The 15079-nt window shown below is 54.6% G+C and carries 7 protein-coding genes; 4 read left to right on the forward strand and 3 right to left on the reverse strand.

The annotated features are described in order from the left end of the window. Window positions 1-74: 74 nt before the first annotated feature. Window positions 75-1307 (reverse strand): TolC family protein, encoded by a 1233-nt coding sequence (locus GSQ86_RS03970; RefSeq protein ID WP_254062120.1) that lies wholly within the window; start codon window positions 1305-1307, stop codon window positions 75-77. Window positions 1308-2258: 951 nt separating this feature from the next. Between GSQ86_RS03970 and uxuA the strand changes: the two genes are divergently transcribed. Both uxuA and GSQ86_RS03980 read left to right on the forward strand, forming a co-directional pair. Beyond that, entirely contained in the window at window positions 2259-3497 is a 1239-nt protein-coding gene (gene uxuA, locus GSQ86_RS03975; protein WP_158748669.1) for a mannonate dehydratase, read from the forward strand. 9 nt (window positions 3498-3506) lie between these two features. Further along, window positions 3507-3977, forward strand: a complete 471-nt coding sequence (locus tag GSQ86_RS03980; RefSeq protein WP_158748670.1) for an SDR family oxidoreductase — start codon at window positions 3507-3509, stop codon at window positions 3975-3977. 199 nt (window positions 3978-4176) lie between these two features. On the opposite strand, the gene GSQ86_RS03985 is transcribed toward GSQ86_RS03980, so the two are convergent. Continuing rightward, window positions 4177-7647 carry a carboxypeptidase-like regulatory domain-containing protein gene (locus GSQ86_RS03985; protein ID WP_158748671.1) on the reverse strand — a complete coding sequence of 1157 codons (3471 nt, stop codon included), beginning with the start codon at window positions 7645-7647 and terminating at the stop codon, window positions 4177-4179. 963 nt (window positions 7648-8610) lie between these two features. After that, window positions 8611-10884 carry a glycoside hydrolase gene (locus GSQ86_RS03990; protein WP_216841002.1) on the reverse strand — a complete coding sequence of 758 codons (2274 nt, stop codon included), beginning with the start codon at window positions 10882-10884 and terminating at the stop codon, window positions 8611-8613. 475 nt (window positions 10885-11359) lie between these two features. Here GSQ86_RS03990 and GSQ86_RS03995 point away from each other — a divergent pair, with 475 nt between their 5' ends. After that, window positions 11360-12472, forward strand: coding sequence for an SMP-30/gluconolactonase/LRE family protein (locus GSQ86_RS03995; protein ID WP_254062121.1), 1113 nt, complete (start codon window positions 11360-11362; stop codon window positions 12470-12472). Between the two features lie 257 nt (window positions 12473-12729). Then, window positions 12730-13947: an MFS transporter gene (locus tag GSQ86_RS04000; protein ID WP_254062122.1), complete on the forward strand. Its 1218-nt coding sequence runs from the start codon at window positions 12730-12732 to the stop codon at window positions 13945-13947. The last annotated feature ends 1132 nt before the right edge of the window (window positions 13948-15079 follow it).

Consider the following 15079-nt stretch of genomic DNA (forward strand, 5'->3'; position numbering starts at 1 on the left):
CGCAAAGAAATACGGCCGTAAGCTTAATTTCACGTCGATGGATTATTGATTGCCGAAAAAAAGTCACCTTGCGCTCACATTGTTCCCGTCAGTATTTGCAATCCCGCTAAAGCTGTCTCGTAGCGAACTACACCATCTGCCTGTGCAGTTTCAGAGGAGAGGTAGGCGTTTTGCGCGTCTACAACTTCAAGTGCTGTTGATTCGCCGGCCACATAACGGAGCTTAGTCAGTCGCAGGCTCTCTGCCGCTGTGTGGACGCTCTCATCGAGGAGGCCTAACTGATCTCGCGACGCCGACGCCTCAGCATAAGCTTCTTCGAGCGTTGCGATGAGTCTCTTCTGCGTTGCTGTCAGCGTGACCTTTGCGACATCGCGGCGAATCTCGCTTTGCTTCACGCGCTTCTCGGTTGAGAACCAATCCCATACCGGAATGTCGAGCGTTCCGCTGATCGAGTATCCCAGGTTGCGTACATCGTCAGGCCCGCGCTTTGCGAACTGCGGCGCATCAATACCGTAGTTGAAGTTCAAAGAAAGATCGGGCAGATAGGCCGCCTTAGACGATGTGACCTGCGCATTGCTGGCCTGTACATCCGCCAGTGCGCTTCGTATCTCAGGATTATTGTTAGAAGCAAGGGTCGTCACCTCATTCTTCGTTGGAAGGATCGGCGGCGCTTCCGCTGCTTCAGTAGAATAGGGAGTTCGCGGATCGGGAAAGAGAAGTACAGCAAGCTCCAGCCTCGCCTTGTCCGCCGCCAACGTTGCGTCACTGAGATCGCGTTGTCGTTGTTGTTGCTGCAACTGGGACTTGACCACGTCAGCATGGGCAACTTCCCGTGCAGTTTCGCGTTTCTGCGTCAGCTCAGTAAATGTTTGCGCTTCGTGAAAGGCTTGTGTAAGAAGACGCTGTTTTATTTCAAAAGCTGATACCGAGTAGTACAGGCTGACAACCGTCGACACCAGTCCTCGTCGTGCCACTTCCATCTCCGCAGAAGCGCGCGCGGCATTCGCAGACGCCACCTGCGCTTCTGCGAATTGCTTCAAGCCCACCGTTTCAGTGATCGACGCCTGACTGGTGTACTCATGAACCGCGTTATTTGCAATAAAAACCGGAGACGATTGCGTTCCAACCTGACCACCTTGATTCGTCTGCCCGTTAGGCTGCGTATAGAGAACCTGGTTGTGATAGGTAACAGTAGGCAACATTGCCGCTTTCGCGAGATAGCGATCGGTTGCTGCCAGCTTCTGTGCCGCAAGAGCATTCGCAAAGACCGGCTCGTTCTGTTGCGCCCGGCGGATGGCTTCGGACAAGGAGACTACTGCTGCACGATCGGGAGGCGATCCTACCTGAGCTCCTGCTGTACTCAGGAGGATAGCAACTGCTGCAGCGAGATTATGCCAACTCCGATCCGTCCAGTGCATGTATTGCAGACTAGATATCGAACCTTAAGGTTTACTGAAGTGCAAGGCGACGATACATTGTAAAACGCGGTAGACAGAGTCGGACGGGCGAGTTCTTCTTTAGCGTTCACGGTGAGTCAAGCTTTCACAGTGACTGCTCGCTCAGCTTTCCTGACCGCAAAATCTGCGGCAAATCGCGATTGGCCACCAGCGGCCGCGCGATGGAAACAGCATTCTGTGTAATTCTCCTCGATGACTTTTCGGATTACACGGGCATCCTGGTATCCGCCTGTGTTGATAGTCGGCACATTCACGTTCTGGTTCACCGCTTTGTGATGATATTTTTTGGTGCGCTCCCAGAGCGCTGAAAAGATGGGACGGAGAAAGCGAGCGAAAGAGACGGTTCTTTACCGTAGGTCGCGAAACTGAAGCGGTTCGAAGATAACACCAACTTCCATCAATCAGACCGTCCTCTTGTCGGTCCGCTTTTCGGGCCACAGTATCGTTGAACTGATTTGGGCCGTGGAATAGCGATTGCTTAACGGCAAACTGAACTGCTTTCGACGGTGAAAAGGCATGTGCGCTTAATGTTTGGGGCAGCGAGTTTCGTGCGTTGTCCGGGCAATGCCGACCGTGAGGTATAAACGGAGCCAGTAAGAGCCGCTAGAATTCCCATGTCAGTAAAATTCTGCGGGATTCGTGCTCTCAACGCTGGTTTGGAACGACTGGGATCATCAAGTTGTTTGTGGCAGAAATGCCAACGATTTCAGAATACCCTGCAGAAGCAAACCAAGCATGGCTTTTCTCAACGGCCGCGGCTGAATCGTATCAGATGCGGCCGAGTAGAGGATGGGATTGATTATGGAACAGACCTGGCGCTGGTTCGGGCCAAATGACCGAGTCACACTGCGAGACGCGCGCGAGGCAGGCGCGGAGGCCGTCGTTACGGCTTTACACGAAGTTCCGGCTGGCCAGGTGTGGCCTGTCGAGCTTATTAGACGGCGGCAGGCGGAGATTGAAGCGGCAGGGTTTCGCTGGAGCGTCGTTGAAAGCCTCGATGTGACCGAGGCGATCAAGATGCGTGCGCCCGGATGGCAGAGCGATACAGAGAATTTCAAGCAGTCATTGCGAAACCTGGCTACATGTGGCATCCGCACTGTGGCTTACAACTGGATGCCTCTCTTCAGCTGGATGCGAACACATCTTCACGCGCCAGCGCCGGGCGGTGGCCTTACGACACGCTTCGATGCAATGGCATTTGCAGCGTTCGATATCTATATGCTGAAACGTAAAGGTGCGGAAGATGAGTGGGGCGAAGAGCTGAGTCGTACCGCCAATTCTTATCTGCAGGCAATCACGGCGAGGGAGCGGGAAGCACTGCAGGAAACAATTCTGCACGGGCTGCCAGGTGGCAATGGAAGCTACACGTTGCAGCAAGTCCGCGAACTGCTGGCCCGATATGCGGACATGCGCAGAACAAGCTTCCGCGAAAATGCCGGCGAGTTTTTGCGATCCGTATGCCCCGTGGCCGCTGAACTCAGTGTGAAGTTGTGCATACATCCAGACGATCCACCGCGATCGCTGCTTGGCCTGCCGCGAATTGTAAGCACGGCCGACGATTTGGAGTGGCTTATGGGTCAGTCGGAAGTAGATGCGAATGCGATTACCTTCTGCACAGGAGCGCTGGGCGTCAGGGATGACAACGATCTGCTTGCGATGGTGCGCTGTTTCGCTCCGCGAATTGCATTCTTTCACCTGAGATCTACGCAACGAGAGAATATGCTGAAAAACGCAAAAGGCCAATCGATGGAGAGCTTTTTTGAAGCAGCACACCTTGAGGGCGATGCGGATCTTATCGGAATAGTCGCAGAGATCGTGAAAGAGGAACGCAGGCGTATCGCAGTAGGAGAAGATGCCCGGATCCCTTTTCGCGCCGACCATGGTCAGGAACTTCTGAATGACCGGGAGCGAAGGGCGGCTCCAGCTTATCCAGCGGTTGGAAGGCTACGCGGACTCGCCGAACTTCGTGGCGCCATGCGCATGGCGGAACATCTGATGAGGGAAGTTGGCCAAAACCGTCGTAACGACGCCGATCGATAGTATGACCTTGTGCAGGCACTGAACGCTCGTGGTGCCTTCCTCGCGGCGAGCGCGGCCATTCCGCAGATGAAACATGGAGGTTCCATCGTATTGGTGTCGTCCGTTCAGGCGATTGCCTGCCAGAATAGCGTCGCGGCCTATGCAGCGAGCAAAGGCATATTGGAAGCCCTCACACGCGCCATGGCAGTGGATCACGCAAAAGACAATATTCGCGTGAACTCTGTGATGCCAGGTACCGTCGATACACCGATGGTGCGTACCTCTGCCGATTTACTCCGCGGTGACGCGCCCCTGGAAGAGCTGCTGCAGGAATGGGGCAGCTATCACCCGATGCAACGGGTAGCGCAGCCGGAGGAGGTAGCACAAGTCATTTCTTTCTTGTTAAGCGATGAGGCGTCTTTCCTGACGGGATCTTCCTATCGTGTAGACGGAGGATTGCTGGCGCAATTGCCTGTGCGGTTAAAGCCGAAACCGATTTGAGGGAAAGCCAGCGACACCCACCTGCATGCTGAATAGGGCGCCCCCGATTTCGCCCTCGTGCTCATCGTGTGCAATTGCAGAGGTGATATAGAGAATTTTGAGATCGGGACGGCCAAAGGCGAAGGCATCTGCGTGTCGCTCCCTATGAACACCTCAAACCGATGAAATAACGTATCCTGAAAAACTGGCCAGATTGAGATCAAAAAGACAGTTTGAGCGCCAATTGCACGAGGCGAGGATTGTTCACTGTGGAATTTACTGAACCGAATCCGAGAGCGCTCACGTCGTTCACGGGCAGACCGAACTGTGCGTGATTGAAGAGATTGAAGAACTCGGCGCGGAAATTCAAACCCATTTCCTTCTCTTTGTAGCTCAGCGCGAACTGCTTGATAACGGAGAAGTCCGTGTTGACGAAATCAGGCCCAATGGCCGGGACACGCGACGCATTTCCCAATTGGCCGACGGGGGGCGCAACATAGCAGGATGCATTGATCCACTGCAGCTTGCTGTGGCTCGCGTTGCTTTGGTCGCAACCAGCAACCCAGCTAGGCCGGTTCCAATTGTTTCCATTGCCGCCGTTCTGGAAGAAGGAGCCGGACTGGTTACTACTGTCGATTAGTGGAACAGGAAATCCGGAAGAGATCCGTTGGATAAGAGTGACCTGGAAGCCGCCAAGAAGGGTATTGGTCATTGGATTCCAATCACTCCCAAACTGCTTGCCTCGGCCGAAGGGCAGATCGTAAATGATGCTGCCCGTGAAGCTGTTATTGAGATTAATCTGCGACAAACCCCAATCAAGGTTTTGCCAGTTTGGAAGAGGGAAATATGGCGCGCTCAGCAGAGAACCCAGGCCGTCGGATAACCCGTTGTCAAACGTATGAGACCAGGTGTAAGCCAACAGAGCGTAGAGGCCGTACTTCGATGTCTTAGTTTCTGCCTTGACTTGGAGTGAGTCATAGTTTGTCTTGCCCACATCGCCGAAGAGTGAGATGGTGTCGCCGGTGCCATAGGGTGGCACGTAAGGATCGCCACTGGGAAGGCAGCCGAGCGTGTAGGAGGATACTGTGCCGCAGGCAGACGGACTTCTAGTGTTGAGGTTATTGCCGGCTACCAGGATGTGCGTGCCGCGGGAACCGGCATAGCCAGCGGTGAGTACAAGATTGCCGACCGTCTGGCGCTCAATGTTGAGGTTGAATTGCTGAACACGACCCATCTTGAAATCCGTGGGCTGGGTATAGAACGAGCCAGTAAAACTGCCAGCAGTGGGGGGCGAGGTGATCGCCTGAAATCCGCTGGAGAGACTGATGCCGGAGGGCGTTTGTCCGAGTACGGTAGCACAGTACGAGGTGGCAAAAGCGCAGCCAGCGGAAGCGAAGGCGTCGGATTCGCCGAGGAAGGGCGGGTTCTGCCACAGACCCTGAGCGCCCTGGCTCCAAGCCGAGTCGTGGTAGAAGGCGTAGCCGGCACGGAGTACCGTCTTGTCACTGCCGAAGACCTTCCAGGTGGCGCCAATGCGAGGTTCGAGGGCTGTCCAATCCATATTGACGCCTGCCGACCCACTCACGCCATTTTGATTTGCCACGAGAAGCTGTCCGGTTGCGGGAACGTAGTTAGCCAAGCGTCCATGGGCTTCGGTGATCGGAGTGGTCATGTCCCAGGCCAGGCCAAGGTTGAGGGTAAGACCGGATGTGACCCTCCAATTGTCCTCGAAAAAAGGCCGGTAGATGGACCAGCGTCGCCCAGTGACAGGACCATTGAAAGTCTGGTCATGAATGGCCAGCCCCGTAATACCGAGCAAAAAATCAGCCTGCGGATTGCCGCCGATATTTGCGCTGTTAAGGCCAGTAAAATTACCGCCATTGCCGATAATCCAAAAGCCATCCTGGAAAGCCTCTGTTCCCACGTTCATTTGATTGCGGCGAAAGTCGAGTCCCATCCTGAAGTCATGCCTATTATGGATGAGATCGAGTGAGTTTCTGAACGAGAAGATGTTCGTGCCCCCTTGGAACGGTGAGTAGCCGCGATCGCCGATCGCCCAATAGCCGCCCGCGACGATGGTCGACACCAGTCCGCAGCTGTATGCGCCGGGAAGGCAAGTAGTGCCGTCGGGACATCCGAGGTTGGCATTGGGAATGCCGCCAGGCACGATGGTCGCGGAGGCGCAGGTCCCCGTACCGTACGAAGTAATGTAGTCAAAGATGCGGTTGTAGCCGAAACTGGCCTGGTTGACCATCGATGAAGAAAACACGTGGGTCTCGCCGATGGCGACGTTGCGCGCATGGTTGATAATGCGCTGGTTACTGCCGAAGGCGTTCGCTTCGGCGAATCCCGGTGAGCCGCCCGGCACAAATGAGTATGCCTGGTCGTAGCTGAAACGGCCGAAGGCGGTGTCCTTACCGGAAAACGTTTGATCCATGCGAGTATCGAACTTCGTTTCGTCCAGCTCGCGCACCGGCTCATTGATGTAGTTGTAGCCGGAGTTGGAGTTGTTGGCGTTCGGCGCGGGATACAGGTTCATCATGGCCTGTCCTATGTTGTTGATCAGGCCGGATGGAATCTTGTTACACGGAGTGCCCCGAGTCTGGCTTCCATCGGGGTTGGAAGGCAGAGGATTTCCCGCGCCATCGCATTGAAAATACACATTTGGAAAGGTGGTGGGACTGGTGGATGCGCCAATCATATTCGGGTTGACGATTGCGAGACCGGAAACAGGATTGCCGAAGGCGTCGGCGGAGAAATCGCCGGTACGCATGGCCAGTGAAGGTACCAGACCTGTAAAGGCGATGCCGTGACGCTGATATTTCTGTTCGCCATCGACGAAGAAAAAGGTCTTGTTCTTACGAATGGGTCCGCCGACGGCTCCTCCAAACTGGTTCAGATTGAACTTTTCCGCGGAGGTGGCAAAGTAGCTCTTTGCATCGAGATCGGTATTGCGCACAAATTCGAAGAGAGACCCGTGAATGTTGTTGGATCCTGATTTTGTGGTGACCAGCACGGTGGGTCCGGCCCGGGTGCCAAATTCAGCAGAGTAGGTGTAGGTCAAAACCTTGAATTCCTGGATGTCATCGATCGAGGAGAAGATGGCGATACCACCTGCGGTCAACTCGTTATTGTCGACGCCATCCAGCAGCCAGTCCGTGCTGTTGGGACGGGAACCGCCGACCGATAGCGAAAAGGGCCCGCGTGCGGCCACCTCACTACTGGCCGCGGAGGTGGAGAAGCTGTTGGGGTTGGTTTCTGCCGTAGCGCCGGCAGTGAGCGTGGCGAGTTGAACGAAATCGCGACCATTCAAGGGGAGCTGCGACACCTCCTGCGAAGTGATGACCTGGCCGAGAGATGAATTGGCAGTCTCGACCGCTACCGCGTCACCAGAAACTGCCACCGTAGTGACTACTGTAGCTGGTACAAGCGAGAAATTGAGTTCGCGAACTTCATCGATCTGGAGTCGCAGATCTTTGGACTCAGCACTTTGAAAGCCCGTTGCATCGACGCGCAACGTGAAGATCCCGATAGGTAGTAAAGGAATCAGATAGTGTCCCGCACTATCCGTCTTCCCGTCTCGCGCCAAGCCGGTTTCCTGAGAAGTGGCGGTGACGGTTACTCCAGGAACACCCGATCCGGATTTATCAAGGACATTTCCAGAAAAACTTCCAGTAGCTTGGCCATGCATGGCCGGAGAGATCAATATCGCGAGTATGCAGAAAGTCGCGAGAACCAATATCTTGTGGGATTTTGTATCGACTGCGCCTTCTAACGATTTCGCACACTTCGTGCCAACATCGTGCGGTTCATGTCAAACCCCTTTCGACCAATAGGCTAAGGTGGTTCTTGCATCGACTGCGCTGCGCTGAGTTACTAGACTTTAAGAATTAGCCAGTCGAAAGTCAACGCAAGTTTTGGCTGACCATCAAGACATGGTGGCATTCATAGGACTGTTACCGTAAACACAACCCATCGTGAGTCGAAAGCCTTGGCTGGGGAAGGCAATCGTCCCACTATCGATATCGATTAGTCGCCCTTTATGGAACGGTGAATTGTCTGATGGGCAGGCGGAAGTATTTCTGAGCAGGCGATAACCTAACTCGTGCTTTTACGACAGCTCCTATATAGGGCGACGCCGACTTAGCTTTCCCGACACAACGCCGCTTGAACGATATTTTCGCTTAGTGTTGGAATGGGCGAGATTATGCAGCCTGAGAAAACCATAACAACTTTAGATTGTTTTGGTTGCGGGGAGGATTTGAACCCACGACTTTGGGTTACGAGTGTACAGATGAGCTGTAACTAATTGAAACTAGAGGCACAAGGGCGCACCAGATACTCGCGGTAAGGAGCTCCGGCGGCGCCGGCGCACTCTGCGCTACCGGAAGCTGCTGGTCCGGCAGAATGTTCAGTTGAAGAACAAGATTGCAAAAATATGCATCATCCCGCACCCTCCGAGCGCGGCACGAAGATTTCTCGCTTTTCCCTTGACCTTACTTATCATGGATGGCCAAGATACCGGTTTTATGACCAAGCGACGAGAAGCGCGCTTCACAGGACTCGTCACTTTCCATCTTGAGCGAAGCACAAAGCTCAACTTGCGCCTTCGCCAAGTTGAGGCTATGACACACCTGATACGCACCAAATCGGGCTACTTGGGGCTTAGGCCGATGGTTCGCGTTCCGAGTATTTTGGGAGAGCTTGAGACGGTGCCCGATACGGCCGCATGTTGCAGATTGGAACCGTGCTCACGCTCGGGTGAAAGTTGATAGGAATGCCCCGCTTGCAATTTGCACACTAAAATTCCGTCAGCATTCGGAGTAACTAAGGTTGTTGTGCCGTCGTTGGAAGCCATGACTACGGCTTGACCGGGCCACGGATTACGTATCTTCATATCTGCCGCTTTTACGGCTTCAACTCCGAATGTAATGATCTTTCCCTGGCGTATCTGTAAATGGATTCGTTGGCCGTGGCGCACGACTACCGTACCATCAGCATCCCAGTCTCTTGGCCACGCCGGGAGAATGCGGACAAGCCCGTCATAATCCTGTACCAGGCCATTTTGCAGCGCATCTGCAACCACTCCAACCTGTTCTACATAAAATTCGGGAGGACCGTAAAGTTGGGCAAGACCTGATGGATAAAGCTGATAGCGTTCTGTTATTGCCTCAAGCGCCGATTTCATTTCATACCCCAACCCGAGGCGCGCCGCCTGCACAGGGTCGGCGCTCCAATCGGCTGCCGATTTGTTTGGCCGGTGCATATAGGTGTTCACCCCGATGGAATGAAGAGGGCCATCATCTCCGATGAGTGAATATGGCCATACTGGTTCCAGTCCAATGTTTTCCTCATTGTGAGCGATGGCATCTGGATAATAGGAATTCGCGATCACTGCTCCGGAACGATTGTGCTCCGACTTTGAGAGCAGTTTATTTTCACCAGACATGACGAGAGGAAAATCCGGTAAATAGGACAATGCTTTCTTAACGGCTTCAACGGTCTCATCTTCTCTACCCAGAGTAGCCGCGGCTTGAATCAGCACCGGGAACAGAGCATGCATTGCTGCTACGTCCGTAGTGGGGTTGCGAACATCCCAGTTTGATTCGTGTGCATTAGAAGGATACGTGTAGAGCCTTCCATCGCTGTCTCGATGTGCGTATGCCAGCAGGAACTGCGCTGCATTCCGCATTAAAGGATAATGCGATTCGAGAAAGCTCAAATCATCCGTATAAAGATATTGCTGCCATACCCAGAAGGCGATTTCAGCGCCCGTCGAAATAGTACGAGCGTTGTAATAAGGCTGGCCATAGGCGGTGCAATTGATACCCTCAGCCTTCAGCCAGGCTTCAGTTTCATATCCGGCACCGTTGAAGCGCATCGTCTCAGGAACGCATATCCCAGGAAGTCCGTTCATGTGCTCGCGTGTCCAATGTGCAATCGCATCCATGTTGTCGTTGTACAGATTGAAATATGGCTCATTAAACTGTGCCAGCCCTGCGCCGAGATTCGCCGAAACTTGCATGCGCAAATTCCAATGCCAGTATGCGGACGGTCCCCAGTGGTGATTGTCGCCAAAGGAGGAAAACAAATCTCCAACCCCCGCCTGCGAACCGGGAAAGCGGTCGCGGCTTTCAGCAGCAGTGGTGAAAAGATCAATCATGCGAAGATTTTCGAAATATTCCGCATGGTGATCAGGTGAAGACAATTTGAGAAGCGCCGCCGAAGCCCAGAAAGAATGCCACCACTCGCGATGATCCTCAGGGGTGAGCAAGAGTGCCTTGTTCAGAATTGCAGAAGCGGTACCCAGGGCATCGCCTCCGCGCCACTCCGGAGCAGCAACCAGAACGCGAAAGGTGCCGTCGCTCTTTGGCCGAAATGTGATCTTCACTGCCAGAGAGCCATCAAGTGACGCGTGGACTTCACGCCCATCGACTCGCATTGCGCTCAAAGAACCAAACGTAAGTCCGCTGGCACCCATCTCGTTTGTATCCCGCCATGTTTCTGCGATTACGCCCAACTGATCTGAGGCGGTCACAGTCGGACTTCTTCCCGCCCACAGTTTGAGCTCAGCTGTCTGCGGTTGGTTTGCGTCTGCGCCTTTCACCTCAACCACCATGACATCTTCTGCCTCATCGACATATGTAGTGGCTGTAATTCCCGCACCATGCTCCTCAAACTCGCCGTTATACAAATTAAGCCGCCCGGAATAGTCGGTCGCCTCAATAAGTTTTTTGAGTCCAGGAATGGATACTTGCCCCGGGGACAAGCGAAGAGGCCATGTGTCTTCGCGGTTCACCTGTGCTGTATAACCATCCTGCGACCAGACACCAAGACCAAGACGTCCATTTCCCAGAGGCATCGCTTCTTTTGGATCGGAATTGGGGCGTTGCAGAACAATGTCGGACCGGCCAACTACGCTCGGCACATCCACCTGAAAACGGCCGTTGCTCCATGCTGATGTTGTAGTTTCTGAGGCTAGGGGTTGTCTTTCCTGGCAGAATCCGTACAACGAAATGACAGTGACGGCAATTGTCCCGAGAGTTTTTCTTTTGATCATCTCAGCTACTATACAAAGTCGATATTTTGAAACTCCACATCCTATCTCAAATGGTTCGCCTTCTCTCGATTCAACAAGCAGCCGTTTCAGATACAAATCAGGTCAGGACTTGAGAAAAGAGTCATTCGAAGAATTCACTATGATTTGATTCTCGAAGCGGATGTTTCGAGGAAGGTGAAATCGGGAACTTTAAGTCGGCGGTAGTCATATCGCCTTCCCATTATCACGACCATTCCCGTGGAAGCGGCGAACCCCTTGCGACTTGCCAAACTCCGCAAATAGAATGCGGTCACCGCTGGGATTCCCGGAAGGATGGTACTCATCGGCCTGAAGGGAATAACCAATGAGAGGGACAAAACGGCTTGGCGTGCTTCTTGTAGTGGTCAGTGGGATGGCAATCGCGTATGTCTTCGGTATCAGGAATGCCTCCGCGGGATCGTCGTCCATCATTGGCGAGCAGTCTGAAGTTCTCAGTTCGATCCCGATCAAGTTCGACCGACTGGATGCATCCATCGACCGAATCATTCCCGCGGATGCGAGGCTGGAAAAGATTGCCGATGGCTTCACCTGGGTAGAGGGTCCGGTATGGGTGAAGGACAGTCTCTTCTTCGCAGAGATTCCCAGCGATAGCATCCGCAAGTGGACTCCCGGCACCGGCGTGAGCACATTTCTTAAGCCGAGCGGGTACCAGGGCACTGCGCCCTACGGCGGTCCGGAACCGGGCTCCAACGGCATGACGCTGGATCATCGCGGCCGCCTCACGGTCGCCGGACATGCGCAGCGCAATGTCTACAGGTTCGAGTCACTGGATCCGAAGGGGCCCATCACCGTTCTTGCGGACTCCTACCAGGGAAAGAAACTCAACAGCCCGAATGATCTCGTTTACAAGTCGGACGGTTCGCTGTATTTCACCGATCCCCCTTACGGTCTGCGCACGCAGAAGGACAGCGATCTCGAGAAACAGCTGAAGGTGAACGGAGTCTATCGCATCCCGCACGCATTGGAGCAGCATCCCGGTGCGCCGCCCGCGCGCGCCGAACTGCAGCTTCTGATTAGCGACCTGACCCGCCCAAACGGGATCGCATTCTCGCCTGACGAGAAGTATTTGTATGTGAACAACTCCGAACCGAAGAAGATTTGGATGCGTTATCGTGTGCAGCCGGATGGAACGCTCACTGAGCCCAGGCTGCTCTACGATGCAACGGCGGACGCGCGCCCCGGCGCACCGGATGGCATGAAGGTGGACCAAGAGGGCAACATCTACAGCGCTGGGCCGGGTGGGGTTTGGATTCTATCGCCTGAAGGTAAGCCGCTGGCAACGATCCTCATCCCGGAAAAGACGGCTAACGTCGCATGGGCAGGCCCGGATCGCCGGACCCTTTACATCGCTGCGAGCAGCAGCCTCTATCGCGTGCATCTCAACATTTCGGGAGCGCCATTAATCCAGGCCCGCTGAGAGCGTCGCCGATGTGCGAGCCGCAACTTGAGCGGAATTCGCTCCTATCGCTTATGGTGACCGCTGCCTGATTCGCCGACGATACCCCAGAGAGGCTAACACTGCACAAAGCTGATTCGATCCGAACCGAAACCGCAGAAACGGATCACCTTCAAAATGAAGGTGAGTCCTTTCGTTCCGGCATGCTCTCCTCGGAGAGTCCACTGAACCGGGCGATTGCGCGCGCTCTGAGAAGATTGGGCCCCGTCCTGATCTTGATGTACGTGGTCTCTTTCCTAGATCGGGCAAACGTCGGATTTGCAAAGCAGGCATTGGCGGCGTCGGCTGGAATTTCGGAAAGAGCATATGCGCTGGGCGCCGGGTTATTCTTCATCAGCTATTCGTTGTGCGGATTCCCGAGTAACCTGATCCTCCACAGGATCGGTGCCAAGCTCTGGATGGCATTGCTCATGGTCTGCTGGGGCACTGTGTCGATGGCCACCATGTTTGTGAATGGCGCCACGTCCTTTTACCTGCTGCGCACGTTGCTGGGCGTCATGGAAGCAGGATTTTTTCCAGGTGTCATCCTTTACCTGACTTACTGGTTCCCCGGTCGCGCGCGCGGACAGATTCTCGGTCTCTTCTATTTGGGTGTTCCTCTCGCGTTGATCGTTGGAGGTCCAGTTTCGGGGATGTTGCTCACTCTGCCTGCAAAGAGCGGGCTTCAGGGGTGGCAGTGGATGTTTCTCGTGGAGGGATTCATCGCGGTGGGCCTGGGAGCGGTGGCGTTTTGTTACCTGGAGAATCGGCCTGTCGACGCTCGGTGGCTCCCCGACGACGAGAAACGCGCGCTCAATGAAGAATTGAGACGCGAGGAGCAGCATCGGCGATCGACTGGACCTGCGGATATCCTTCCCATGCTGCGCGATGGACGCGTGCTCCGATTCCTGCTGATCTATGGGCTCATTCAGATGAGTACTTATGGAGCGGTTTTCTATCTTCCGGCCGAGGTCTCGGCGTTACTGCACAGACCTGCCGGCCCCGTAGTCGGATGGGTATCGGCAATCCCCTGGATATGCGCGCTCGTCGCTGTCTATTTTCTACCCCGCGCCGCCGATCAATTGAGGAAACATCGCCAACTGGCAGCTTTGGCGATGCTAGTTGCCGGCTGTGCAAGCCTGGTGTTTCCCACGGCCGGACCTGGCGCGGCTTTGGTTGCACTTTCGATCGCCGTTTCCGGGTTCATTGCGGTGCAGCCGCTCTTCTGGACGTTCCCCACGGGCTATCTCTCCGACCGCGCTGCGGCTGGGGGCATTGCCCTTATCGGAATGGGGAACCTGGGCGGATTTATCGCCCCCAATGTGAAAGTCTGGGCCGATGAGTATTTCGCGTCTCCGAGCGCCGGGTTATACCTCTTGGCTGGAATTACGCTTCTGAACGCGTGGTTGATTGCTGCGATCAGGGATCCCGTGTCTCGACAGACAGAAGCGCCGTAGATCACACAAAGTTGAATCGCCGCACTTAGATCACGTCTTCGCCCACGGTCGGAGATGCGCGCCCTCGGATACGCGGACTGTTCTTGACAGTTAGGATGGCATGATCCGAGCGCTCGCTTCGTGATTAGATAGACGGCAGGACTACGTTCCGTTGCACCCGTCTCTGACAAAGATCGTTGTGGCATGGAGCAAACAGGCCGTTTCCACCAAAGAAGGGTGGGTATTCGCCAACCGGTGACAAATCGACCGTATCACCCGACCGAGATCAGGTTGCGTCACCTTCGGCCCTCTGGTTGCTGTGTGGTTCCGTGTCCTACCTGCGGTGCTGCAGTCGGAATCTGATGCTGGCAAGGTGCGCCCACGGCGAACGCCAAGCGAGTTCTCATCCACGATGCGCGCAAGGTTGCGGCTGGGAAGTTCGGAACTATCGGTTGGCACACATTCCGCCACACATACCGTTCATGGCTGGATGAGACCGGAGCTTCCGATGAGGGTGCAGCGGGAGTTAACGAGGCATGCCGATTCAGATGACGATGAGTATCTATGGACAGGCCATGTCGTCATCGAAGCTAGAAGCGAACGGGAAGGTCGTCGAAATGGTGGTCAAGCCAATTGCAGCGAGCGCCTGAAATCGGCGGGTTTTCTTATTGGGAATTTATGGGAGTTCGTCCGAAGGAAGCAGGCTTCGTAACTGATTGAAAGGATTGGTTGCGGGGGTAGGATTTGAACCTACGACCGAGCGTACAGATGAGCGGTAACTAATTGAAACTAGAGGCACAGGTGGCACCCTGAAACCTCTAAAGTAGCGACAGGGAACTCTTATTGGGGGTCGAAAAGGGGTCGAAACATTGGGATTTCGAGCCCACCAAAAAATGGACCTCGACGTTGTTACGCGGGCAAGTCAAGCTGTCTGGCTTGCTCGACGTTGGAGCAAACGCTTGTCCGGATAGCCATTTTGAACGAGGTTGCTCTAGCGATGAGCTGAGCATAGTGGTTGCTCGCCAAGCAAAGGACGCACGGTTGTTCGCGGCTCTTTCACTATCACGTGTTTTCCCGGTCGCTTTCCTTAAAACGGGGCGGTCTCAACCGATGGACGCAACACTGGCTTGGAGTTTACTCGCTGGAGTTTCAA

This window comes from Acidobacterium sp. S8 (assembly GCF_009765985.1).
In the GTDB taxonomy this organism is placed as follows: Bacteria; Acidobacteriota; Terriglobia; order Terriglobales; family Acidobacteriaceae; genus Alloacidobacterium.

Bases quoted from the DNA above. Each gene is read 5' to 3' on its own strand.
- uxuA (WP_158748669.1), top strand. From the start codon at position 2,259: ATGGAACAGACCTGGCGCTGGTTCGGGCCAAATGACCGAGTCACACTG.
- GSQ86_RS04000 (WP_254062122.1), top strand. From the start codon at position 12,730: ATGTACGTGGTCTCTTTCCTAGATCGGGCAAACGTCGGATTTGCAAAG.
- GSQ86_RS03995 (WP_254062121.1), top strand. From the start codon at position 11,360: ATGAGAGGGACAAAACGGCTTGGCGTGCTTCTTGTAGTGGTCAGTGGG.
- GSQ86_RS03985 (WP_158748671.1), bottom strand. From the start codon at position 7,647: ATGCATGGCCAAGCTACTGGAAGTTTTTCTGGAAATGTCCTTGATAAA.